General features: G+C 45.1%; 21 protein-coding genes and 1 pseudogene. 8 read left to right on the top strand and 14 right to left on the bottom strand.

The window, feature by feature from the left end:
- Position 1: 1 nt before the first annotated feature.
- The 6 genes and pseudogenes from NLZ44_RS00450 to NLZ44_RS00425 form a co-directional block, all read right to left on the bottom strand.
- Positions 2-1,411: a hypothetical protein gene (locus NLZ44_RS00450; protein WP_493751536.1), complete on the bottom strand. Its 1,410-nt coding sequence runs from the start codon at positions 1,409-1,411 to the stop codon at positions 2-4.
- Positions 1,412-1,455: 44 nt separating this feature from the next.
- The gene (ltrA, locus tag NLZ44_RS00445) at positions 1,456-3,288 is read right to left on the bottom strand and encodes a group II intron reverse transcriptase/maturase (RefSeq protein ID WP_493751535.1); all 1,833 of its coding nucleotides are present in this window, start codon (positions 3,286-3,288) and stop codon (positions 1,456-1,458) included.
- A 1,183-nt stretch (positions 3,289-4,471) separates the two neighbouring features.
- On the bottom strand, positions 4,472-4,744 hold the full coding sequence (locus tag NLZ44_RS00440; protein WP_006621822.1) for a DUF7734 family protein: 273 nt from the start codon (positions 4,742-4,744) through the stop codon (positions 4,472-4,474).
- A 4-nt stretch (positions 4,745-4,748) separates the two neighbouring features.
- Entirely contained in the window at positions 4,749-5,315 is a 567-nt protein-coding gene (locus tag NLZ44_RS00435; protein WP_493751534.1) for a DUF3177 family protein, read from the bottom strand.
- 217 nt (positions 5,316-5,532) lie between these two features.
- Entirely contained in the window at positions 5,533-5,757 is a 225-nt protein-coding gene (locus NLZ44_RS00430; RefSeq protein WP_111891900.1) for a Calvin cycle protein CP12, read from the bottom strand.
- 436 nt (positions 5,758-6,193) lie between these two features.
- A pseudogene (locus NLZ44_RS00425) lies at positions 6,194-6,390 on the bottom strand (hypothetical protein).
- Between NLZ44_RS00425 and NLZ44_RS00420 the strand changes: the two are divergent.
- The 4 genes from NLZ44_RS00420 (at position 6,389) to NLZ44_RS00405 (ending at position 10,156) form a co-directional block, all read left to right on the top strand.
- Entirely contained in the window at positions 6,389-7,630 is a 1,242-nt protein-coding gene (locus NLZ44_RS00420) for an FIST signal transduction protein (protein ID WP_493751533.1), read from the top strand. The pseudogene NLZ44_RS00425 and the gene NLZ44_RS00420 overlap by 2 nt on opposite strands.
- A gap of 17 nt (positions 7,631-7,647) precedes the next feature.
- On the top strand, positions 7,648-8,436 hold the full coding sequence (locus tag NLZ44_RS00415; RefSeq protein ID WP_493751532.1) for an SDR family NAD(P)-dependent oxidoreductase: 789 nt from the start codon (positions 7,648-7,650) through the stop codon (positions 8,434-8,436).
- 128 nt (positions 8,437-8,564) lie between these two features.
- On the top strand, positions 8,565-9,011 hold the full coding sequence (gene psbQ / locus NLZ44_RS00410) for a photosystem II protein PsbQ (protein ID WP_493751531.1): 447 nt from the start codon (positions 8,565-8,567) through the stop codon (positions 9,009-9,011).
- Positions 9,012-9,046: 35 nt separating this feature from the next.
- On the top strand, positions 9,047-10,156 hold the full coding sequence (locus NLZ44_RS00405; protein ID WP_493751530.1) for an NAD(P)/FAD-dependent oxidoreductase: 1,110 nt from the start codon (positions 9,047-9,049) through the stop codon (positions 10,154-10,156).
- On the opposite strand, the gene urtE is transcribed toward NLZ44_RS00405, so the two are convergent.
- The 5 genes from urtE to urtA all read right to left on the bottom strand — a co-directional run bounded on the left by urtE (position 10,153) and on the right by urtA (position 15,459).
- Positions 10,153-10,905, bottom strand: a complete 753-nt coding sequence (urtE, locus tag NLZ44_RS00400) for an urea ABC transporter ATP-binding subunit UrtE (protein WP_493751529.1) — start codon at positions 10,903-10,905, stop codon at positions 10,153-10,155. The two genes, NLZ44_RS00405 and urtE, sit on opposite strands and share 4 nt — an antisense overlap.
- A 5-nt stretch (positions 10,906-10,910) precedes the next feature.
- Positions 10,911-11,648 (bottom strand): urea ABC transporter ATP-binding protein UrtD, encoded by a 738-nt coding sequence (gene urtD, locus NLZ44_RS00395; RefSeq protein WP_493751528.1) that lies wholly within the window; start codon positions 11,646-11,648, stop codon positions 10,911-10,913.
- A 25-nt stretch (positions 11,649-11,673) separates the two neighbouring features.
- The gene (urtC, locus tag NLZ44_RS00390; protein WP_493751527.1) at positions 11,674-12,837 is read right to left on the bottom strand and encodes an urea ABC transporter permease subunit UrtC; all 1,164 of its coding nucleotides are present in this window, start codon (positions 12,835-12,837) and stop codon (positions 11,674-11,676) included.
- A 71-nt stretch (positions 12,838-12,908) separates the two neighbouring features.
- Positions 12,909-14,075 (bottom strand): ABC transporter permease subunit, encoded by a 1,167-nt coding sequence (locus NLZ44_RS00385; RefSeq protein WP_493751526.1) that lies wholly within the window; start codon positions 14,073-14,075, stop codon positions 12,909-12,911.
- 79 nt (positions 14,076-14,154) lie between these two features.
- Complete coding sequence (gene urtA, locus NLZ44_RS00380; protein WP_493751525.1) at positions 14,155-15,459, bottom strand: urea ABC transporter substrate-binding protein; 1,305 nt, start codon at positions 15,457-15,459, stop codon at positions 14,155-14,157.
- Between the two features lie 550 nt (positions 15,460-16,009).
- On the opposite strand from urtA, the gene NLZ44_RS00375 reads away from it, so the two are divergent.
- The 3 genes from NLZ44_RS00375 (at position 16,010) to NLZ44_RS00365 (ending at position 18,741) form a co-directional block, all read left to right on the top strand.
- Positions 16,010-16,408, top strand: coding sequence for a TRAP transporter large permease subunit (locus NLZ44_RS00375; protein ID WP_493751524.1), 399 nt, complete (start codon positions 16,010-16,012; stop codon positions 16,406-16,408).
- A 38-nt stretch (positions 16,409-16,446) separates the two neighbouring features.
- Positions 16,447-16,764, top strand: coding sequence for a TRAP transporter large permease subunit (locus NLZ44_RS00370; RefSeq protein ID WP_493751523.1), 318 nt, complete (start codon positions 16,447-16,449; stop codon positions 16,762-16,764).
- A gap of 117 nt (positions 16,765-16,881) precedes the next feature.
- Positions 16,882-18,741, top strand: a complete 1,860-nt coding sequence (locus NLZ44_RS00365; protein WP_493751522.1) for a hypothetical protein — start codon at positions 16,882-16,884, stop codon at positions 18,739-18,741.
- Between the two features lie 102 nt (positions 18,742-18,843).
- Here NLZ44_RS00365 and NLZ44_RS00360 read toward each other — a convergent pair whose 3' ends face one another.
- On the bottom strand, positions 18,844-20,313 hold the full coding sequence (locus NLZ44_RS00360; RefSeq protein WP_493751521.1) for an alpha-amylase: 1,470 nt from the start codon (positions 20,311-20,313) through the stop codon (positions 18,844-18,846).
- Between the two features lie 249 nt (positions 20,314-20,562).
- On the opposite strand from NLZ44_RS00360, the gene ftsH reads away from it, so the two are divergent.
- Positions 20,563-22,473, top strand: a complete 1,911-nt coding sequence (gene ftsH / locus NLZ44_RS00355; protein ID WP_493751520.1) for an ATP-dependent zinc metalloprotease FtsH — start codon at positions 20,563-20,565, stop codon at positions 22,471-22,473.
- A 199-nt stretch (positions 22,474-22,672) separates the two neighbouring features.
- Here the strand turns inward: ftsH and NLZ44_RS00350 are convergent, their stop codons facing one another.
- The gene (locus tag NLZ44_RS00350) at positions 22,673-23,722 is read right to left on the bottom strand and encodes a patatin-like phospholipase family protein (protein ID WP_006621803.1); all 1,050 of its coding nucleotides are present in this window, start codon (positions 23,720-23,722) and stop codon (positions 22,673-22,675) included.
- 38 nt (positions 23,723-23,760) lie between these two features.
- A complete protein-coding gene (locus NLZ44_RS00345; protein ID WP_315640187.1) occupies positions 23,761-24,774 on the bottom strand; it encodes a hypothetical protein in 1,014 nt (337 codons plus the stop codon).
- Between the last annotated feature and the right edge of the window lie 20 nt (positions 24,775-24,794).

Below are 24,794 nucleotides of genomic sequence, written 5' to 3'. Positions count from 1 at the left end.
GTTAATTTTCGCTGGTGGCTTGAGTGGCCATGGTCTGGCTGTAATTGTAGTTATTGTAATAGAGAACAGCCCGATCTTGAGCAGTTAGATAATTAGGGTCATCAAAGGAGACTTCCTGCATGAGTTGGCTGGCGAGCTGCCAATTTCGCGCTATGGTTTCCCAGTCCTGTTTTGATTGAGCAGTTTGGGTTAAATTGGCTGCTTCTATGGCTTTGCGGACGGCTTCACCAAAAGGATCTGAATTAACTAGGGGTTCTGTGGGTGGGTCTATCTCTGCTGCTGGTGCGGGTTCTGTGGGTGGGTCTATCTCTGCTTGTGGTGCGGGTTCTGTGGGTGGGTCTATCTCTACTTGTGGTGCGGGTTCCGTGGGTGGGTCTATCTCTACTTGTGGTGCGGGTTCGGAATTAATTAGGGGTTCTGTTGTTTGTTGGGTTGTGGTAGCGATTAGACTTTGGGAATTGGCGACAATATTGGTCACTATAACTTTGATGTATTCTAAGTTCCTATAACCTATGGGCAAGCTAATCATAATGATACATGAAACGGCGGCAATGGAGGCAAATTTTAAGATTTGTTGGCGAGAAATGTGCTTTCTGATTAAGAATTCCGCCTGATATAAATACAGGGTTGAAATAAAGGAAACTAACATACCTGAACTAACTACCAATTCGGCTGATTCCCAATATCTTACATGACAATAAGAGCTGTATATGGAACAGCTTTCAGGATAAAAAGGCACAACAACTATCAGAAAGATTAATGTAGCTATCAATAAGACAATTACAGCTAGTATGCCTTCCCAAATACTCTGTGAACCGGGATATTTGGAGAATTTGCGAGGTTTTTTAAAAGCGGATGTTATGAAATGATGGCTATAGGAAAAAACGGCAATTGCTGCAATTAAGCTAATGGCTAAAATCAACAATGCTAGGTGATGATTATTTGATATGTCATAGATAAAAGAACTCCAAAAGCCCCCCCATCGCGCGAAAATAGTCAAGACAATAAAAGCCCATAAAAATAAGCAAGTTGCCCTTAACCAGGAACTAGGATAAGGGAACCATCGCGGCCATTTAAAGCGATATGCTGATAGCTTGGGTGGTTTATGAGGGGGGGTTTGAGTGATGTCAATACATTGAGTCCATGCGGGGTTAAATTGCCCTAATTCTCGACCTTGAACGACAATGTTGGTAATATGCTGAGGCTGAATTTTACTAACAATTTGTTTAAGTAAATGAACGGAATAATCCTGAGGAGGAAGTTCTGGAGATTCTAGGGTGATTTCGAGATAATCATTTTTGAGCTGGGTGTAAACAGTGGTATCCTCAAGGGGGAGGAGGTGTTGAATTACGGATGCGATCGCCTCCGGATCACCCAGCCTAGCTTGTTTAATGGAAGGTTGATTTTGCATAGCCCCTGATTGCCTGCTATTAGGGGTCGAGAATAGGGTCGCCTCTATCCCCTCCCATTCAGAACCGTGCGTGAAAGTTTCCCTTCACACGGCTCCTGGTTAGACTGCTCCATTGTTAGGGATACAGCGTTGGCGTTGTCTAGCGCCGTTTTATCATCGTGACAATGGCGATGCAGTAGTTGAAGGTTTTTGTATTCATCCTTTCCACCTAGGCTTCGAGGTACATTGTGGTCAACTTCAACTAGGTCTGATGGGGTAAAGTATTGCCCGCACCAGGCGCATTTGCCTTTTTGCTTTTTAAGTAGTTTTGCTACCCTGTTTGGCGTGTCGATTGCTTGTCCTTTTCTGGTCGCCCAGTAAGTCCAGTTTCCGTCGTATGGTGTTGCGTCGGGGCGTACTAGGGTGTGTCTGACAATTGGAGTGTAGTTATGCTTCCATAATCTATGTCCATCCTTGGTACAGAATGACCAAGTTTCATGTCGCTCTTTCCCATTGCTAAGTTTTACCGTTCCATTTCTGAAATAGTTTCTTAGTTTTTCGTAGTCCGCCTTTCCACATCTTGAGACTGTCCATGCTCGTAACATTTGCCAGATTATATTATCTAGCTTTTGGAAGGTTTCCATCGAAACTACTCCTGAGTAGTAGTTTGACCATCCCCGTATTATCGGGTTGAGTTTACTAATCAAGGCTGATTGAGGTGCTGTTTTATGTTGTTTTATTGCACCTTTAATCACTTCTGTGTGAGCTTTTACTGCCTTTTTGCTGGGTTGTATGTGGGTTTTATGACCGATTAATCGGCTTGCCATTCCACCTGTTTTTCCAGATTTATATTTTCCTACTGGATATTGCCTGATATTGAATCCTAGAAAATCAAACCCTGGTTCTTCTGTTTTGCCATCATATTCAATGGGTTTGAGCGTATGGCAGATTCGAGTCTTTTCAGGTTTAATTTCTAATCCTACAGGTTTTAACCATTCGGAGATTGCAGTTTTGCACTGTTCAATGATTTTGAGTGATGGTGATATGACAACAAAATCATCGGCATATCTGATTATTGTGGCTTGTACCACGTTTCTCTTTTTGGGATACATTGTTTCAATTAACCTAACCATACCATCCAGTGCGATGTTGGCTAGGAGTGGACTTATGACCCCTCCTTGAGGTGTCCCTGCTTCTGTATCCTCAAATATACCGTTATCTAGCACACCCGCTTTGAGCCATTGTTTCAGGTCTTTCTTTAGGCTGCTTGGACAATGAATTTTGGATAGTAGGTAATCATGGTTTATTCGGTCAAAACATTTTGCTATATCAGCATCCAACACATAGTAACTATCATGCTTGATACATAGATAGATTCGTGCTATTGCATCTTGGGCTGACCGACCAGGTCGGAATCCATAGCTTGTGCCTTCAAGTCTTGATTCCCATTCGGGTTCAAGCGCCGATTTAACCAAGGCTTGCCTTGCTCTATCTTGGATTGTGGGTATTCCTAGGGGGCGTTTTTCGTCCCTTCCAGGTTTTGGTATCCACACCCGTCGCAGTGGTTTTGCTTTGAGGTTATCCTTGATGTTCTCAGCGAGTTCAAACCTTTGTTTTGGGGAGATTACTTTAACTCCATCAATTCCAGCCGTTTTTTTGCCTTGATTATCTTGGGTTACTCGCCGTACTGCTAAGAGTCGGGCATAATATGATTTCACCAGTAAACGTTGCAACTTTCTAGCCTTTGCATCTTGTCCCGATTTAGCTGCTTGGAATATTCTCTTTTGGAGCTTAAAGACGTATCGCTGGACTTTTGCCCAGTTGATACCTCTCCATACATTCGTAGTCTTAGTAGGTCTTCTTTTGTCGAAGCCTTTACCTTCTCTCGATTTCGTCATTTTGACCCCTACTTGGCTCTATCCTTACAATCAAACCGTGACCCGTTAGCATATCCCTACCGTTACAGTCGGGCTTTGGCTTCTGGTCACATCTCACATCCTCTGGGACTTGCGGTTACACTTATCCCTACTGATATCTCGACCAGATAATCAGAGCCCTAGAGGACTTAAAACGTTCCGTTTATATGGGCATTCTATCCTTAGATTTGTCCTATCCACCGGGGTACTTTAAAGGTCTGTGTAGGTGTCCAATCGATGACCCTACTTTTCCCCTTACTCTTTTGAGCGCAGCGTATCAACCTGTTTCGCTGCTTAATCGTTACGATGGTTCACGCCGGACATTCGGTTTCCCTAATCATAGATAGTTGGCAGTGGTCGGATTATTGGGAATAGGTTTCCCCTCACGCCTTCCGTTCCCCGCTTCAGTCCTAAGTTTGTGATTCCTAAACCTGGGGGTGGCTATCGCCGTTACTCTCACCCTGATTTCTCTTCATTCCTGTGCGGTTTCCCGTCTTTCCTTGGGTTCGGTTTCCCGTTCCTTTGATTGTTAAGAAATGTTAAGAATTGTTACAGAGCTTGTTGACCTTGAGTTCCCTGCCTTGTTTTGTATATTTCTATACCAACGTTGGGACATATAAACAGTTATGGGGATGGTCAGGAGTGCGCTCCTTTTATTCAACCAGGGGGCTGAAGTCCCCATCAGGCGGTTATTTCAGCATTGCAGCCTTATTTCATGCCTGAACGTCTCGCACCGATCATCCAATTATAACAAGGTCAGCACCCCCGGCTGAAGCACGGGGGCTTCGTGCCCCCCTTTCAGGTAGCTGACCAGCCTAAGCCTTAACTGGCTCCGTTCAGAGCAAGAGTTAAAGTTCCTACCCTGGAATGCGTGCTAGTTCCAGGCTCTAGAACCGAATTGTTAAACATCTCTAAGGGGTTAAGGACGTGCGATTTGGATAGTACCGACTCTGAACATTGGCGAAGCAAACATTACCCCGCAAGGGAGTCGGAGCCAACCATAGCTCCATGGAGGGGCAACCATACCCCTCCACCCCGCAAGGGGGTGCTGGCGGCTAAAGCCGCTTGAGTCGGTTTTCCTCTCCGTGATCAATCACGGAGCTTCCAACCCTCCCAGGAGTTTTACGTGATGATGCGGGGTGATCATGGAAGTGGGAAAAAGTGGTTAGAGTAGGCTTTGCATTGTATCCCAAGTCAATCCTCGTTGAATATATTTAGGGTTGGCGGGGTCATAGGGACTGACGAGGCGATCTATCTCCAAAATTTCGGCATGGTCAGGTAAAACGGGAATATCCGGGTCAAAAGCAGTAGGTCGCATGAGAGAACTAGAAAAACCCTTAAAAATGGCAATCTCATCTAATTCGCCGTCAACTGAGACCCGCACGAGCAAAACTTCCCCAGGATGTTTTTTGGTGTAATTTTCCAAGGTATCTTGCATCAGATTAATTTCCGGTAGCAGAACGTCCCTGTCTTCCGAGACGAATGACAACAAAATAGGCAAAACATCCGACATAAATTAAGAGGCCGACAATTGCCAAAAAGCCCAAAAATGGGGGATTCCAACCGGGATGAAAAATCTCTTTATACATCCAAGGGGGGTCAAGCCAAATTCTACAGCCGGGGTCAGCCAATAAATCCTCAGCGCCTAAAAAAGCACATCGGAGGGAAGGGAGAAAAATCAAGGCCCCGATCGCATTATAAACAGTAATAGCCCATCGCCAACTGGTGAGGGTCAATTTTAAGGGGGAAGGCTGCATATCCTCGATTTCCTCATTGAGATCGACCCAAAACCATAAACTAACTGGAATGAGGATACGAGAAGCGATCGCACAAATAAAACCTATGGGGATAGCGGCGATCATCAGATAAAGGGTAATCATCAACAGACTAGCGACCCGCCAATAGATAATCAACAGGTGAGTAATAGCTTCCAGCTTTTCCACCAGAGCCCAAATCAGTAAAATTAGGGGAAGGATAATCGTAAATATAACCGCGAGTCTGTAATCCATCCAAACCCAAGTCTCCAGACTTGACGGAGTAGCAGCTATGGATATGGGGTTTAACATTATATCTTGATAGAGAGTGCTGAGACAGTGCAGGAGCGACCCAAAACAATTTTGGTTAGTTTTTTCCCAAAACCGAAAAAATATGACCCATTATGGGTCAGGGATGCCCCTAGCATGGCGATTTAGCCAAGGCTAGGGGAGTTAGGTAAACCAGGGGAAGTTAATCGTCGTAAACCCGGCACTCTGCGGCTTCTGGGTTATTGTCACAATAAACCTCAAAAGAGCTTTTCTGGGGTTTTTGCTTTTTATGAGCCGCCGCCGCCTGAACTTCTTCTACAGCATCCCAAGCCGCCGCACACTCTGGGGAGGTTCCGCCTTGGGTATCGCAGACGTTACGGGCTTCTTCCCGTTCTTTTTCGATGATTTCGTCAATGTTGTTGTTCATATAACTTCTTGTCCAATCTTACAAATTTTACCAAAAGCCTGACCCAATCAACTATGATAGCAGGCAATCATTGAGATAGTTCCCTACATCAGATCGATTTAGGCTGCCCATAGTTTGTAATAGATCACTCGAAAGCGTCAACCCAAAATCGGAAGTAATCTTTTAATATTTCTCGTAACCCACCATAAATCAAGTCAGCACCCCCGGCTGAAGCACGGGGGCTTCGTGCCCCCCTTTCAGGTAGCTGACCAGCTATAGCCTTAACTGGCTCCGTTCAGAGCAAGAGTTAAAGTTCCTACCCTGGAATGCGTGCTAGTTCCAGGCCCTAGAACCGAATCGTTAAACATCTCTAAGGGGTTAAGGACGTGCGATTTGGATAGTACCGACTCTGAACATTGGCGTTCGCGCAGCGTGCGCGTTAGCGCAAGCGCAAACATTACCCCGCAAGGGAGTCGGAGCCAACCATAGCTCCATGGAGGGGCAACCATACCCCTCCACCCCGCAAGGGGGTGCTGGCGGCTAAAGCCGCTTGAGTCGGTTTTCCTCTCCGTGATCAATCACGGAGAGGAAAACCCTCCCAGGAGTTTTACGTGATAGCAACTTTAGGATAATGATAAATACAACAGGACCCATGGAGTGGGTCAGCGCGATTTCCACTCGTCCATCGTTAGAAGCAGCAGTGACGGAGGTAGTTAAACAATGTCAAGAATCGCTGAAATCGTCGCCAGATCTAGGTTTGGTGTTTATCTCTTCGGCGTTTAGCAGTGATTATCCCAGACTCATGCCATTATTAGCGGAACAGCTTTCGGTGCGGGTGCTAATTGGCTGTACAGGTGGCGGTATAGTTGGTATGCAGACGGAAACACAGGTAAAAGAAATCGAGGGTAAACCCGCATTATGCTTATGTTTAGCCCATCTTCCGGGGGTTGATATTTTTCCGTTTCATCTAAATACCAATGATCTACCTGATTTAGATAACCCCCCAGAGGACTGGGTAGAATTAATTGGGGTTCATCCCCAAAATGACCCTCAATTTATTTTGTTGATTGACCCGTTTTATGGGAAGATTAATGATCTACTCCAAGGGTTAGATTATGCCTATCCAGCATCGCCGAAAGTGGGAGGATTAGCTAGTTCTGGGATGATGGGTCGGGCGACGGCTGTATTTTGTAACGGCGAGATGTACTCTGCTGAAGCTGTGGGAGTGGCCTTAACGGGAAATATTGTCTTGGAAACTATTGTCGCCCAGGGATGTCGTCCCATTGGGGAGCCTTATCGGGTGAGTGAAGGGGAAAGAAATATTATCTTGACGGTGGAGAAATGTTCGGAAACTGATGGTCTGAATATTAACGATCGCCGTGAAGTTGCGCCTTTAGAAGCACTACAGGAATTGATAGCGGAATTGGGGGAAGATGACCGCAAACTGGCTCAAAATTCGTTATTTGTGGGTGTGGCGCGCGATGAGTTTAAAGCTAAATTAGAATCGGGGGATTTTTTAATTCGTAATTTGATGGGAGTTGACCCCAGAGTGGGGGCTATGGCTATAGGCGATCGCGTTAGACCAGGACAACGCATTCAGTTTCATTTGCGCGATAGTCGCACTTCTGCGGAAGACTTGAAAGGCTTGCTAAGTGGTCACCAGAAGCTGACAGAAACGACGGCACCAGTGGCCACTGAAGGGGCGCTGATATTTTCCTGTTTGGGACGGGGAGAAAATCTTTATGGTCAGCCAGATTTTGACTCGAATCTGTTTCGGGAGTATTTTAAAATACCCCTAACGGGATTTTTCTGTAATGGTGAAATCGGACCCGTGGGAAATGCTACATTTTTGCATGGGTATACTTGTGTGTTTGGCATTCTGCGTCAACGGTAATATTTGAAGATCACATCATGCAAATCCAAAAAGCGTTAGTAACAGGGGCTTCATTCGGTATTGGTGAAACCTTTGCTAGACAAATAGCAGCCCAAAAGGGCGATCTGGTTTTGGTAGCCCGATCGCAAGATAAACTGGAAAACTTAGCCGGGGAGTTACAATCCCAATATGGGGTAAAAGTCCAGGTAATCAGCCAAGACCTCACGGAAGCCAACGCCGGACAGGTAATCTTTGACCAGGTGGCGGGGGGACCTGAGACGGTGGATCTGCTGGTGAATAATGCCGGGTTTGGGGACTATGGACCTTTGGATGAGCGATCGCTCACTAAACAATTGGCAATGGTGCAACTCAATGTTACCGTCCTGGTAGAGTTGACCCATCTATTCTTGGGGGTGATGAAAGCCCGCCGCCAAGGGGCGATCGTCAATGTATCATCGATCGCCGGATATCAAGCCCTACCCTATATGTCTGTATACTCTGCCACTAAAGCCTTTGTGGTCAACTTTAGTCAGGCTATATGGGCGGAAAATCAGGATACAGGGGTGCGGATTTTATGCCTTTGTCCTGGCCCGACAGAATCGAATTTTTTTGAAAATGCCGAATTTCCCCAGTCCATGAAAAGCGCTGGTAACAATTATGCCAGCGCCGCCGAAGTGGTGAAGGAAACCCTCTCTAGCTTAGACAAAAAAGACTCTACCCTGGTGACCGGAGGCATCTCTAATCAGATTATTGTCAACTTACCTCGGTTAATGCCCAGAGATATCATAGCCAGTTTGGTAGAAAAGCAATTCCGACCCAACGGGTAGCTTGACCCTGTGTTTAGCCTAATTTATCAATTCAATAAGCTGTGGTAGATGTTTTCTGCCACAATGGTTTGTTAAACCGTTTGTGCTTTGTGCAAATCGGAGCAGATTTCAAAAAAACAATTTTGGTTATGAAGCGTTATCGTTCAATTTTGGCTTGTGTTTTGGCATTTGTAACCGCCTTCGTGGTGGGTTGCAGTTCTCCTGTGGCGGTGGAACCTCCCAGCTATAGCAGTATTCAGCTTGAAAAAATCCAGGAGTATAAGTCTAATATCGCGGCTATACGCGATCGCTCCACCACAGAACTAGCAGGTTATATCCAAAAGGGTGACTGGATCAATATCGATAATTTTGTTCACGGTCTCTTTGGTACTGTACTTCAGGAAATGAACTATGTAGTTCGCAACCTACTTCCCAATGAACAACCAGAAGCCCGCAAGTTGTCCCGCGAGGTGTTTGAGCATTTACAGGATATGAGTGAGGCGGCAGCTAAAGCCGATCGCCAACAGGCTGCTATCAGCTATCAGGAAGCCCTGAAAGACCTGGATCTGTTTTTGAGCAAATTTCCCCAAGTTTAGGGAATAGGTAGTTAGGGAAGGCGGTATAGTGGCTTATGACTAGGGTTGTGATTGTCGGGTGTGGAATTATCGGGGCGGCGATCGCCTATGAACTTAGTCTGGTGTCGGGGTTAACCGTCACCGTGGTAGATCGTCATCCACCCGCTACCCAGTCAACCGCCGCCGCTTTGGGCGTATTAATGGGGGTCATCAGTCACAAAACCAAGGGGCGGGCTTGGGCTTTACGGCGGGAGAGTATGGCTCGCTATGAAACCCTAATTCCTGAATTGGAAGCCTGTAATGGGTATGCCATTCCTTTTAACCGCCAAGGGATTTTGATGTTAGGGTTTGAGGGGGAAAATTGGCATCGTTGGCAGGAATTAGCTACTATCCGCCGTGAACAAGGTTTTCATCTGGAGTTAATGGATCAGCCAACTGTGCGATCGCATTATCCCCAGATTGATTGTTCGCGAGTCACAGGGGCTATATATTCCCCAAGCGATCGTCAAGTTAACCCCACAACCATAACTAAGGCTTTGGTCGAAGCCGCCCAAAAAAATGGGGCTACATTTAACTTTGGTGTTAATGTCGAGGGCTGGGAAATTACCCAGTTGGGTCATGGTCAGAAACTCTGTCAGCGCCTAAATACTGACTCTGGAAGCCTTCCGGCTGACTGGGTGGTGGTGGCGGCGGGTTTGGGGACTACACCCCTACTCCAGAGCCAATCTTTGCCCTCTGGGGTAACAATTAAACCCGTCCTCGGACAAGCCCTCAAGTTCCGCTGTCGTGAACCTTTGGGGGGTAATCATCCCCAACCTGTGATTACAGGGGATGATGTGCATATTGTACCTTTGGGGGGTTCTGAATATTGGGTGGGTGCAACCGTGGAATTTCCAGACCCCAGCGGGGAAGTCCAACCCCAACCACAACAACTTGATTCTATTCTCCAAGGGGCGATCGCTATTTGTCCCGCCCTCGCCCAAGGGGAAATTATCCACCAATGGCATGGGCTAAGGCCCCGTCCCGAAGGTAGACCCGCCCCCGTTATCGGTCCTTTGGCGGGTTTTGCTAATGTCCTACTCGCTACGGGACACTACCGCAACGGCGTGTTATTAGCCCCAGCAACTGCTTTAGAAATACGTCAGATGATTAATTGTGGCATTTAGACCGCCAAAAATTCTTTAATTACTTCCCGACTGAGATCTTCGGTTAAGCCAGAGGCAACTATTCCGCCTTTTTGCATGGCATAATAGCGATCGGCTTGGCGGACAAAGTGTAAATGCTGTTCCACCAATAGCACAGAAATTCCCCTAGTTTCAATAATCCGCCGCACCGCTGCTTCAATTTCTAGGATAATTGAAGGTTGAATGCCCTCTGTGGGTTCATCTAAGACTAATAGACGTGGCTTTCCCATTAACGCCCTGGCGATCGCTAACTGTTGCTGCTGACCACCGCTAAGGTCTCCCCCCATACGAGACAGCATAGTTTTTAACACTGGGAATAAATCAAAAATATCCTCTGGTATTTCTCTTTTACCTCTCCCGACTTCCCCAGAGGCTTCTAAGCCTAACAGGAGATTTTCCTGCACCGTGACGCGGGGGATAATTTCTCGCCCTTGGGGAACATAACCAATGCCTAATTTAGCCCGTTTGTGGGTGGGAATTTGGGTAATGGGAACATCGGCAAATTTCACCTGTCCGGTGCGAGGTTTGAGTAGTCCCATGATGGTTTTTAATAAGGTAGTTTTTCCCACACCATTACGACCAATTAGACAAACCATCTCCCCGACCGGAACACTTAAATCAACATCGCGTAAAATGTGGCTTTCTCCGTAATAAACATTCACACCAGAAACCTGTAACATTAGGTTGGGTGGGATAATATGGGGTTGGATATCGGCTTGAGTTGATGTCATTTTACTTACTCCTCTTTTCCCAAATAAACCTCAATCACTCTGGGGTCATTTTGCACCTGTTCCATATTTCCCTCAAACAAAACCGAACCTTGATGTAATACTGTCACCTGACGCGCTATTTGTCGGACAAATTCCATATCATGTTCAATCACAATAATTGAGTGGCTTTCCGCTAAGGCTAACAATAAATTACCGACGTTTTCCGTTTCCTCATCAGTTAGTCCCGCCACCGGTTCATCAACTAATAATAAATCGGGGGACTGTGCGACTAGCATACCAATTTCTAGGCGCTGCTTTTCACCGTGGGCTAAAAATTCCGCTTTTAAATCTCCTTTGGCTGCTAAACCCACCGTTTCCAACAGTCCCGCCACCGTTCGTTTTTCCCCAGAAATAGGGCGACGAAATAGGGTGGGAAACACATTTTTATTTTGATTAACCACCAGATCCAAATTTTCGGCTACGGTCAAATTTAGATAAACTCTGGGAGTCTGAAACTTGCGACCAATTCCTAGCCGGGCGATTTTATATTCCGGGATATTTCGTAAATTCCGCCCCTTAAATTTAACTTGTCCTTCGGTGGGTTGAACTTTTCCGGTGATGGTATCTAAAAAGGTGGTTTTTCCCGCACCATTAGGGCCGATAATTACCCGCAATTCCCCAGCTTTCATGCTAAAGTTAAGGTTATTGAGGGCTTTAAAACCATCAAAATTGACGGTAACATTTTCGATTTCTAAGATGTTCATTGCCAGTCCATTAATCCACTCAATATTAACTCTCAAGTTCTTCGCGTTCTAGTTGCAATTCTGGGTCTTCTTCTAGTTGAGGGTAGGTCATTATGGGCTGTCGGAAACCTAATAGCGATCGCATATATTCCCAACCATCTGTCCGTAACCATCCCACTATACCACTAGGGAGAACTGTCACCACAATTAAGAATAATGCGCCTTGAAAAAACAGCCAAACTTGGGGGAATTGTTCACTGAGGAAGGTTTGACCGAGGCGAACTAAGACAGTTCCCAAAATCGCCCCCACCAGAGTCGCCCTACCGCCAACGGCGACCCAAATCACCATTTCAATAGAAAAGGCTACCTCCATAAAACTAGGGGTGATAATACCACTTTGAACAGTATATAATGCCCCAGCAATTCCGGCGATCGCCCCAGAAATAGCAAAGACCAAAACCTTAAACCCGGTGGGGTCATAGCCGGAAAATCTCACCCTATTTTCATCATCTCGAATGGCTACCAATAAACGCCCAAACCTCCCACTGGTCAGCCACCGACACAGTAAATAAATTAAAATCATCAACAGAATAGACAATTCATAAAATACCAGTTGGGCGGCGGGGGAACCCGCCTGAGTCCCAAAAATCATAGTGGTATCTGTTTTGAGTCCATTGGTTCCGTTGATATATTTTTGTTGACCGTTAAACAGATGAAAAAATACCAGCAAAGCCGCCTGGGTGAGGATGGAAAAGTAAACCCCTTTAATGCGGTTACGAAATACCAAATATCCCAATATTGCCGCCACTATACCCGGAATTAAAAAGATGGCAACTAGGGTAAACGGAAAGGAATAAAAGGGTTCCCAAAACCAGGGGAGTTGTTCAACTCCATACAGCATAAAAAAGTCAGGTATTTGACCTTCTGGAAGCTGTAACTGTAAATACATAGCCAGGGCGTATCCTCCCAGGCTAAAAAAGATGCCATGTCCTAAACTTAGCAGCCCTGTATATCCCCAGATTAAATCAATACCGAGGGCGACAATAGATAGAGATAAGAAACGCCCCAATAGCTTTAATCTAAAGGGTTGCAAAGCTAAAGGCATTATCACACCCAAAATAATAGCGATCGCTATAATTACCCCAATTTCAATGAGTCGCTGTTGTTGCTTCTGTTTTTGTTGGGCGACCCTACCGATTTCCTGATTCATATATATGACCAAATTAACCTTAATTAACCATGGATAAGATGTTGATTTTTCAAGTGTTCGCAAATTCCCATCTACAACTCAGCAGTTCTGCCTTTCGGCGGGAAAATTCCAGCAGGTTTAATTTGCAAAAAGGCAATAATTAGCGCAAAGACTAACACCTTAGACATACTGGTTGTCGCAAAGAAACTCAAGAAATCGACCACAGGCTGTAGAACATCCACAGAGGATAATAAGAACGCCAATGTTCCCGAACCAATCAAATAAATTAAGCTACCAATAACTAAAGCGGCTAACACCGTCCCCAGCAAATTTCCCACCCCACCAACTACCACCACCATAAAGGTATCAACGATATAATTTTGTCCGGTATTCGGTCCAACTGAACCCAATAAAGTAATCGCACAACCTGCTACCCCAGCCAGTCCCGAACCCATAGCAAATGTCAAAGCATCAACCTGGTCTGTAGGGATACCCAGACAAGCACTCATTTGGCGATTTTGAGTTACTGACCTAATCCTTAAACCCCAATTAGAGCGATTAAGAAAGAGGTAAATCAACCCCAAACATATTAACCCCAGAATAATAATAAATACCCGCGCATAAGGAACTTGAAAATTCCCTAGGGCGAACCCTCCTCGTAACCAAGCCGGGGCGGTCACATCGACATTTCGGGCGCTAAACCAGGGTCGAGTCAAAACTTGTCCAGCAGCGTTACCAATCAGAATACTAGCCGTTGTAGAAATTCCGATAGATAAGACTAACAAAACTCCCCTAGCCCAATTGCGAATTTTCTCCCAGTCCTGGCGACGCTTAACCCAGAATAACCCCCCAAAAAACAAGAGGCAAAATAAGCCCAAACCAATTACCATTTGCCAGTTGACACTACGGACAAATTGGCGTAAAATTAGACTAACCCCCCAAGTGGCTAATAAGGTTTCTAAAGGTCTGCCATATAGGTATCGAATCACGCCTCTTTCTAATAACAATCCGACTAAAGCGGCGACAATGAAGGCGACGGGAATAGCCAGGATTATATAGAAATTAAACAGGGGTTCTCCCAGGGGTCTAAAGATATTCTGCACGACAAATGTGGCATAAGCGCCCAGCATCATTAACTCTCCGTGGGCGAGATTAATTACCCCCATTAATCCAAAGGTGATTGAGAGTCCTAAAGCCGCCAGGAGTAAGACGGAACCGATACTGATGCCATTAAAAAAAGCGATCGCAAGTTCTTGCATTTTTCAAGATTTAAACAACATAGATTCAGGCTATTTAGGAAAGGGCAACCCTTTCGAGTTGCCCTTAATTTAGGAAGGTTTAAACCCCTTGCATTCGGAATCTTTCGCCACGGGCGGGGTCAGTCCAATCGCAGGCATAACCCCTGGTGCTAGGAACATACTGATTCCAGGCTAATGGTTCAACCGGACCATCGGAAGTCCAGATAATATCAAATAAACCATCATCACGGATTTGACCAATTCTCACAGTCTTAGATAAGTGATGATTAGGATTAAGAGTTACTAACCCATGGGGGGCTTGTAATTGCTGACCTATTGCCGCTGCCCTAACGGCTTCTAAATCGTCCGCTGTCCCCGCTTGTTCAACTGCTTGTTTCCACAGATAAACCATAGTATAAGCAGCCTCCATGGGGTCATTAGTAACCCGGTCTTGACCATGTTTAGCCTTAAATGCCTCCACCCAAGTCTGATTTTCTGGGGTCTCTACAGTTTGAAAATAGTTCCAAGAGGCATAGTGTCCAATTAGGAACTCTCGGCCGATTTGTCGCACTTCTTCCTCAGCGATACTCACGGACATAACCGGGTATAAATCCGGTGTTAATCCTGAACCCTGTAGCTGTTTAAAGAAAGCGACATTACTATCACCATTTAGGCTATTAAAAATAACTCCGCCGTTGGGCAATGCCTGCCTAATCTTGGTAATGATTCCGGTAACTTCTGTATTTCCTAAAGGTAGATAATCTTCCCCAACGGTAGTGCCACCTTTAGCCATAAGCTGTTCTTTAATAATGGTGTTGGCTGTGCGGGGGAACACATAGTCAGACCCGACCAAAAAGAACTCTCGACCTTTATTTTCTAATAGCCAATCGACCGCTGGTTCAATTTGTTGATTGGGTGCAGCCCCAGTATAAAAAATATTCCGAGAACATTCCTGACCTTCGTATTGCACGGGATACCATAACATATGGTTCCGGGATTCAAACACATCTTTAACTGCTTTACGACTGGCAGAAGTCCAGCAACCAAAAACGGTAACCACTTGGTCTTGGTCAATGAGTTTTTCGGCTTTTTCGGCAAAGGTCGGCCAGTCAGAAGCGCCATCTTCAACTACTGCTTCAATCTGTTTTCCTAACACACCTCCGGCTGCATTTATTTCAGCGATCGCCATTTTTTCCGCTTCCACAACCGTGGTTTCACTAATTGCCATAGTTCCACTTAAAGAGTGGAGAATACCCACCTTAATCGTATCGCCGCTGCCACTTCCAGGAGTCCCAGTTGTGGCATCTTCCGAGGGGGAACCACAGGCTTTTAATAGTACACTAGCACCCAAAGTAGCCGACCCATACAATAAAAACTTGCGTCGCCCTAATCTTCTGTTTATCATATCAATTTTACCAGTTGTAACGGGAACTAATCGCAGCAGGAAATTATCACAAGTTTGACAATTTCTTTTTAATTACTAGCCAATTTCCGAGAGTTGATGCTACTTGAGTAAATTTAAGACCAATTACATACCAAAAAGGTTAGTTTTACCATGGATAAATCTACTCAGGCAAATAGACTTATTAAGCATTTACCCTTAGCTAACTTGGTGACAGAGAAATGGTCTTAACTTTTACTTAACTTTAAGGCTAGTGGTGTATCCTAGGCTAAGTCAACCCCAAAAAATGTAGCTATTAATACAGTTTTCCGGTCAAAAGTGAGTAATGGGGGCTAATCATCAGTTATGGAGGTTAACAACTATGTGTTACCGGAATATGATATTATAGAAAGATTTTGTTTCTGGTTGTGGACATTTTCAGCTAAATAGCGATCGCATGAATGTTGAATGGTTGAGTATTGCCATGTTTATCGTGGCTTAAATAGTGTTAACATTAGGCTATCCCGTGGCTTTTTCCCTGGGTGGTGTCGCCTGAATTTTCACCCTAATTGGCATGATTTTCGGAGTGTTTGACCCCATTCTATGGTCAGCCATGCCACAGCAGATATTCGGGACTATGAACAATTTTACACTGCTGGGAATTCCCTATTTTATTTTCCTAGGTTTAATGCTAGAAAAAACTGGCATAGCCGAAAACCTGTTAGAAACCATGGGAATATTATTCGGAAGAATGCGGGGAGGATTAGCGATCGCAGTAATTATATTAAGAGGACTCCTAGCCGCCACCACCGGAGTAGTCGCCGCCACCGTCATAGCTATGGGCTTAATTTCCATCGCCACCATGGTACGCTACAGCTATAATGCCAGACTCGCCGCCGGAGTAATTGTAAATTGTAGCATCAGGAACCCTAGGTCAAATCATCCCCCCCAGTGTAACGAGCTTTTAGTTTAGTATTTCCGGGACTAGGGGGAGACGACGTAGTTAAAGATATGTTCCTCAATCTTCCTGGGGGTCAAATCGGCTTTTTGCTCATCTCCATGTTAATCGTATTCCTGTTGGGATTCTTTATCGATTTTTTCGAGATCGTCTTTATCGTAGTTCCCCTTTTACTTCCCATTGCTCAAAGCTATAATATGGATTTAGTCTGGTTCGGGGTATTATTAGGCGCTAATTTACAAACCTCCTTCCTCACCCCTCCCTTTGGCTTTGCCCTATTTTACCTACGGGGTGTGGCTCCTGCGTCTATCAGCACCGAAGACATTTATCACGGTGTGATTCCATCATCACCCTACAGCTTATCGTTTTAGGGTTGATAGTCGTCTTTCGCTCCCTGGTCAACTTTTTGCCAGATCTGGCTCAGAACATCGGCCGTTAGAATACATATAGTTAGCAAAATTCCTTATTTGTGCAATTAGATAATCATTATGGCGAAACCCACTCAGGAACAGTTACAACAAGAACTCGAGCAAACTAAATCCGAATTGCGTGATGTTTGGGAGGAATTAGAACGAGTCCAGTCTCAGTTTGAACAGGTATCCGGGGAACTCCAACAGGCTCAGACCCAAATTCCACAGCAGGAAACAGCCTCTGATACTGACTGTCAACAGGAATTAGAAGCGGTCCGGTCTCAGTTAAATCAGGTTTTGGCGGAATTGGAACAGGCTAAGACTCAAATTCACCAGCAGGAAGCGGAAAAAGCACAACTGGAGTCCCTACAACAAGAGCTACAGACTACTCAAGATAGTTTGAACACGACTCGCACCCAGTTAGACCAGGTTCAGGCTCAAATTCAGCAGGGGGAAACGGACAAGGCGGAACTGGAGTCGGTCCAACAGCAGTTACAGGAAACTCAAGCCAAGCTAACTAGCACTACTGAGGAGTTAGAAAAGGCTAAGACTCAAATTCAGGAGGCGCAAGGGTCAAAAGCGGAACTGGAGTCGGTCAAACAGCGGTTACAGGAAACTCAAGCCAAGCTAACTAGCACTACTGAGGAGTTAGAAAAGGTCAACTGTCAGTTTGATGAGGTATTGGGGGAACTTGAGGAAACCCATTTTAAGTTACATCAAATTCAGCAGGAAACAGCCTCGGATACGGAGAGCAAGCAAGAATTGGAACGGGTCAATTCTCAGTTAAATCAGGTTTTGGGGGAATTGGAACAGGCTAAGACTCAAATTCAGGAGGCGCAAGGGTCAAAAGCGGAACTGGAGTCGGTCAAACAGCAGTTACAGGAAACTCAAGCCAAGCTAACTAGGACTACTGAGGAGCTAGAAAAGGCTAAGACTCAAATTCAGGAGGCGCAAGGGTCAAAAGCGGAACTGGAGTCCCTACAAAAAGAGTTACAGACTATTCAAGGTCAGCTAACCAGCACTACTGAACAGTTAGACCTGGCTCAGTGTCAGTTTGATGAGGTATTGGGGGAACTGGAACAGGCTCATATTCAGGCTCAAGAGGCGCAACGGTCAAAAGCACAACTGGAGTCTGTCCAACAGGAGTTACAGGAAACTAAAGAGAAATTTACTAGCATTCAGCAGGAGTTACAGCAGGGTCAGTTGAAGTTTGATGAGGTATTAGAGGAACTAGAACAGGCTCATATTCAGGTTCAAGAGGCGCAAGGGTCAAAAGCACAACTGGGGTCTGTCCAACAGGAGTTACAGGAAACTAAAGACAAGCTGAATAATAAGACTGAGGAGTTGAAACAGGCTCAGTTTATGCAAAAAGAAGCGGCTGAGGAAGTTGATAAGACTAAGGCTGAGTTACAGGAGGCGCGACAAAATCTGCAAACACTGCGATCGCAAAACGAGGAGACGGAGGGACTTTTACGGAAGTGTCACGCTCAACTTCAGGAAACTATGGAGGTATTAGAGTCCTCCCACAGTCAACACAAACAGACTCAAGAGGAATTGGAACAATTGCGATCGCAAAAAGAGGAGACGGAGGGACTTTTACGGAAGTGTCACGCTCAACTTCAGGAAACCATGCAGGTATTAGAGTCCTCCCACAGTAAACAACAACAGACTCAAGGGGAATTGGAAAAATTGCGATCGCAAAAAGAGGAGACGGAGGGACTTTTAGAGAAGTGTCACGCTCAACTTCAGGAAACCATGCAGGTATTAGAGTCCTCCCATAGTAAATACAAACAGACTCAAGGGGAATTGGAACAATTGCGATCGCAACTACAAGACAAGCAACAGGAATTGACAAATCATCCGGTTCAAGTCTCACCAGTTCCAGCTTCCCCCCCAGCACCTGTAGCAGTAGCAGCAATCGACTGGGAAACCTTTTAACCCATCATCTGATTGTAGCATCCGCCAGGACTATATGGAGGGTTACCAAATATCCTGGCGGCGGTTTTCCAGTTAATTTAAGTCATCAGAAATCAGTGATTTTTATTCCTGTACCCAAACAGATACAGAACCCCCGTCACAGGAAAAGTGACCCCATCCCCATTCATTGGTATAAACAGGTTCTTTGATGTGTTCTGTCAGGTCAATAAACTTAGCATTAGGTTTACAAACTTCCATCCATTTTTGACCAGGAATGTTATCACTCATAATCACAGCCATACCTTGGGGGTGTTCTTCATCACCTAAACGAGTCCAACCGATGACATTGTAGTTGTCGAAGTAATCGTATTGTTCCCCGTAGGAGTAATGATGTCGCGCATATAATAACTTATCAATTATCCAACGGTGGGAGGGTAAAACAATTTTATAACTGTTACCATCTTTTCCATAATCTTCGTATTCTGCGCCATAATAGTCAGCATAGAAAATACAGGGATAACCTTCTCGTCGCAGTAGAATAATCGCATAAGCCAACGGTTTAAACCAAGGTTCAACGGGTGCTTCTAAGGCTTGTAAAGGTTGAGAATCATGATTTTCTACAAAGGTGACCGCATTAATGGGGCGTTCCTGCATAAAAGTGCGATCGAGAATAGTTCTCATGTCGAAGTTACCCCCCGACTTACTGGCATAATAAAACTTATAGTGTAGGGGAACATCAAACACAGACATTCGACCCCCCACCGTATCTACATACCAATGTAGAGTATCAATGTCATTATACCAATATTCCCCTACCATAAACAAGTCTTTACCGACGTGATTTTCTAGGGTTTCTATCCATTCTGGGAAGAACCAAGCCGAAATATGTTTAATGGCATCAAGGCGGAAACCATTAACCCCCGTAGCATCAAGATACCATTTAGCCCAGTTAGTGATTTCGTCCCTAACTTCTCGGCTTTGGAAATCGAGATCACAACCCATTAGATAGTTAAAATTCCCCTTTTCCAACGACACATAATCATCAAAAACCTTACCTTCAAACAGATAAATGGTCGAGGAATCTTTAGTAAAATCATCATAATCAACCGCATCAAAATGCCACCAATGCCATTGAAAATCAGAATGTTTGCCTTGACGACCGGGAAAAGTAAAATGAGTATAGGCTTTAATCTCTCGCATTTCCCCAATCGGATGAATCCGATTATTCATAGCAAAAGGAGTAGCTTTAACCACCTCAGTTTCATCAGCCCCCATGCGATGATTAACCACCACATCAGCGTAAACCTGAATCCCGGCACTTTGGGCGGCATGAATAGCATCTAAATACTGTTGATGATTGCCATATTTGGTTCTGACAGTTCCCTGTTGATCAAACTCCCCCAGATCATACAAATCATAAACACCATAGCCCACATCATATTTACCTTTCTTCCCTTTATAAGCTGGGGGAAGCCAGAGGGCGGTAATACCAGCATCGGCTAATTCTTGGGCGTTTTCTTTAAGTTGATTCCATAAAATCAAATCGGGATCGATGTACCAATGGAAGTATTGCATGATTACGCCATTAATCATCTAAATTTCTCCTGTCTGAGTCCCAAAAAATATATTTCAATTATAGGATGGTTTTCCGAAACCGATAAGAATACCAGACAAAGCCCCAAGTTGCCGGCTGGTGTGAGGACAGGGGAGAGAACAACCTCCAACCCGATGACTTTCCCCCTAATCATGGCTGAGGTGGGGGGCAGCTAACATAATCTCAGGCTAAACTATACAGTAATGGTTAGATTCAAAGATACAGCAACAGCAAAGGTAAATGTGAATATGAAAAGTTCCTGGATCAACAGATTGGGACAACCAGTTAAATCATCAGCCATGTCCAAAAAGCATTTGTGGCGGATTTTGGGAGGTTGGGTGATTTCCCAAAGTATCCTTTTGGGGACTCCAGCTTTGGCTAATCGTGATTCTGGGTCGATGAGTTATACAGACTTGTTGCAGAAAATCGAAGCGGGACAGGTCATCAGAATTCAAGAAGACCCATCACGACAACTTGCTAAAGTCACATTCACAGACGAAGCCAACGGACAACAGATTAGGTATGTGGCACTATTTGACCATAACCCGGAACTGATGGCCGCGCTGCGGGCAAACCCGGTAGACTATGAGGTAAGACCTTCGGCAGACAATAGCGTGGCTATGGGTTTAGTGGTCAATGTTTTGGTGATTGTGGCGGTCTTAGCATTTCTGCTGATGATTCTGCGGCGGTCTTCCCAGTCTTCGGGAAATGCGATGAATTTTGGTAAATCTAAGGCTAGGTTCCAAATGGAAGCGAAAACCGGGATTATGTTTGATGATGTGGCTGGTATTGAAGAAGCTAAGGAAGAATTGCAAGAGGTGGTCACATTCCTAAAATCCCCGGAAAAGTTTACCGCCATTGGTGCGAAAATTCCTAGGGGGGTGCTATTGGTGGGACCTCCGGGAACTGGGAAAACCCTGTTAGCTAAGGCTGTAGCGGGGGAAGCGGGGGTTCCGTTTTTCAGCATTTCTGGTTCGGAATTTGTGGAGATGTTTGTGGGGGTCGGTGCATCCCGGGTGCGGGATCTTTTTAAAAAGGCTAAGGATAATTCCCCCTGTCTGATTTTTATTGATGAAATTGATGCTGTCGGTCGCCAACGGGGCGCGGGAATTGGCGGCGGTAATGATGAACGGGAACAGACCCTTAACCAATTACTGACGGAAATGGATGGATTTGAGGGTAATCCGGGAATTATTGTGATTGCAGCCACTAATCGCCCTGATGTTTTGGATACAGCCCTATTGCGTCCGGGACGGTTTGACCGACAGGTGATTGTTGATTTACCTGGTTACAATGGCCGTTTAGGGATTTTACAGGTTCATGCGCGCAATAAAAAGCTGGCTGATGATGTTTCCCTAGAGGCGATCGCCCGCAGAACACCAGGATTAGCAGGGGCGGATCTGGCTAATTTACTTAATGAAGCGGCGATTTTAACGGCTAGACGACGCAAGGAAGCGATTACCCTCTTAGAAATTGATGATGCTATTGACCGCATTACTATTGGTTTGGCTTTAACTCCCCTTCTCGACAGCAAGAAAAAGCGACTGATTGCTTATCATGAGGTGGGACACGCTTTGCTGATGACTCTGTTGAAAAATTCTGATCCTCTTAATAAGGTGACAATTATTCCCCGGTCTGGAGGAATTGGCGGTTTTGCTCAACAGATGTTTAATGAGGATATGGTTGATAGTGGTCTGTATACCCGCGCTTGGTTGATTGATCAAATTACTATTGCTTTGGGGGGAAGGGCTGCTGAACAGGAAGTATTTGGTGAAGCAGAGGTGACTATTGGCGCTAGTAGTGATATTCAGATGGTCAGTAATTTGGCGCGGGAAATGGTGACTCGTTACGGGATGTCTGATTTGGGATTGGTGGCTTTGGAAAGTCCCGGAGAACAGGTATTCTTGGGGCGAGGCTTTCCTAGTCAATCGGAATATTCTGAGGAAGTGGCGACTAAGATTGATCATCAAATTAGAGCGATCGCCTTTCGCTGTTATGATCAAGCCCGCCGCCTTATCCGTCAACACCGAGTTTTGCTAGACCAGTTGGTAGAACTTCTCTTAGAAAAGGAAACCATTGAGGGGGACGAGTTCCGCCGCCTAGTCTCGGAATATACTCCTCTTCCTGAAAAGCAAATGGCGATTATTCTAAACAAATAAGCTACATACAGCTTGTTCACCAGTCGCTGAATACATTGCCCTCACCCTGAATCTGGATCCCAGAGATGGAGAGGGACTTTGAGAGGTGATCAGATGATTTCTGAACAGGCTGTATCAACTACCAAACAGTTGTTAGGGGGCGGTAGGGGGGGAGTCTATCCCCTTCCCCACCAGCCCTTAATCATTTTTTGTGCTGATTCTATGCTGGTTGTGGAACACCCCGCAGAATCCGCAAAAACTGTCCGGCTTGCTGGCGACCATTACTCATCAATTTCTGAATGAAAGCATCATCCCGGTTGAGTTTAGAAGAATAATCAAGTTCTTCGGCTAGGTCATGACTCATACTGATCCAGCGAATATCAATGGGTTTAATTTCATCAGCTAATGGTGTCCCCTCAAAAATTCCCGCCCGAATCCACTTGTTAACTAACTCAATGAAATTAACTTCTTGATAGAGGGACAGATTCCCGGCTAATTCATTGCGTCGGTCTAGGATATCTTGGGCGGTTTTGGGTTCAGAACCACGGGTTTTAGGGTTAATTTGAATAATCCAAATCTCGTCAGGTCTTCTGACCATATTTTCTGTCAAAAATTCGGTAACTGGGGGATTTTTAGAAAATAGACCATCCCAGTAAGCATCTTGACCAATATGAACGGCTGGGAATACATTAGGAATAGCAGCAGAAGCCATCACGGCTTCTACGATAATTTCCCCTTTGCGAGAATCAAAGGCTTTAAAATCACCAGATAGAATATTGACTGCACCTAACAATAGGGTGGGACTCGATGAATTAACTAGGGTTTTAATTTCATCAAAATCAATGTGATTTTCTAGGAGTTCTCGCAGGTTAATATACTCTTTGCGGGGAGATATCATGGTGAGAAAATCCACAATCCATTGATTAGCATAAGGATTGGGGGGATAGCTGGGAATTATGCCAGAATCCTGCAAGTGGACTGTGTTAATGACAAAGTTATTTAAACTTTTTTCCCAGACACTTTGAGTAGAGTTATCTTCCCAAATTTTGACTAACCATTTATAGGGGGGTTCTTTTGAACCGGCTGCATATTTGAGTAAACCATACCAAACTGCGGTAGCGCAGATCGCGCCGCCAGAAGTGCCGCTTAATTCGGTAATATTGTATTCTTCGTGAACTCCCTCTAGTAGTAAGTCATGGAGAACACCAGCAGTAAAAGCTGTATGACTACCGCCACCTTGACAAGCGATCGCAATATTTTTTTTGCTCATAATACACATTACAATTAATTACAAAAAGCTGGTCGATTTTACACTACAATTTTTTCCTGTTTTTTGACCGAAAATTCGGCGGAATAACTGTAGTCAATATTTAGCCAAAACTCCCCACTTACAGAGCCTCTGGTTTCAATCTGAATAGGGCGAATAGTGGTGGTGGGGACAGGTTCAATATCTGGGTTATAGGGGTTGATATCGCCAAAATAAATCGGGGTATTTGGCTGTAAGAGAATGGGGGGAATTTCGTCAGGTAAATTGGGTACAGGAGTCCGTTCATCAATGGTGACGGCGGACAAGAACACGGTCACATCCCGAAAGGTGATGTTACTGTACTTATTGGTAACAGCGATCGCCACAGTTTCCACCTGATTTGCACCTAGGCTAGGTTGAGAACAAATCAACTCAAAAGAGGGAGCATACTTATCTATTTCTAGGTAAGATTCTGGCGTAAAACTCGCCGCTACGACCGATAATAAAGCCGACGACCAACCCTGATTATCTAGGGGATGACTAAATGATAATCCCCCCGTTTGTGTGCTGATGGCTACATCATCTCCCGAAGATTGTCGATAACTATGAACTGTCACCACGGCAGACTTAGCGGCGGCGATCGCTTTTTCCCACTGGTCTAAATTTAGTGATTCATTATCCGATGAAATCCCCAATTCTCCCAGATAAAAAATCGCCCTATTTGCGCCTAAACGCCAGTCAAAGTGATTACATACATCGGCGATCGCTCCCGCGCCATCCCGCCGCGCCGGGTCATTCCTTCCATTACTACGGGTAACCTTTAACCCAGTCAATTCGGACTCATTTACCCCACCATTAATTAAATAATTACGCAGGGTACGACTAAAGGGGGTTCCGTGCCAAATTCCCTCTATTCCCAACCAGGTAATCTGCAAATCACAGGGATAGCTTTCCCTGACATTTTCGATCACGTCTTCCGCCACCTTACTGATAGTATCAGCATCATCACGCAGTGGGGAACTGGTATCGATAATTACCACCAGGTCAACTTTATTGATTGTATTTGTCTGACTCATATCGTCATCCTCTTGGAGGT

This window comes from Arthrospira sp. PCC 9901, from assembly GCF_059013425.1.
The sequence above is the reverse complement of the archived record's forward strand: the minus strand, read 5'-3'. Positions and strand labels throughout refer to the sequence as shown.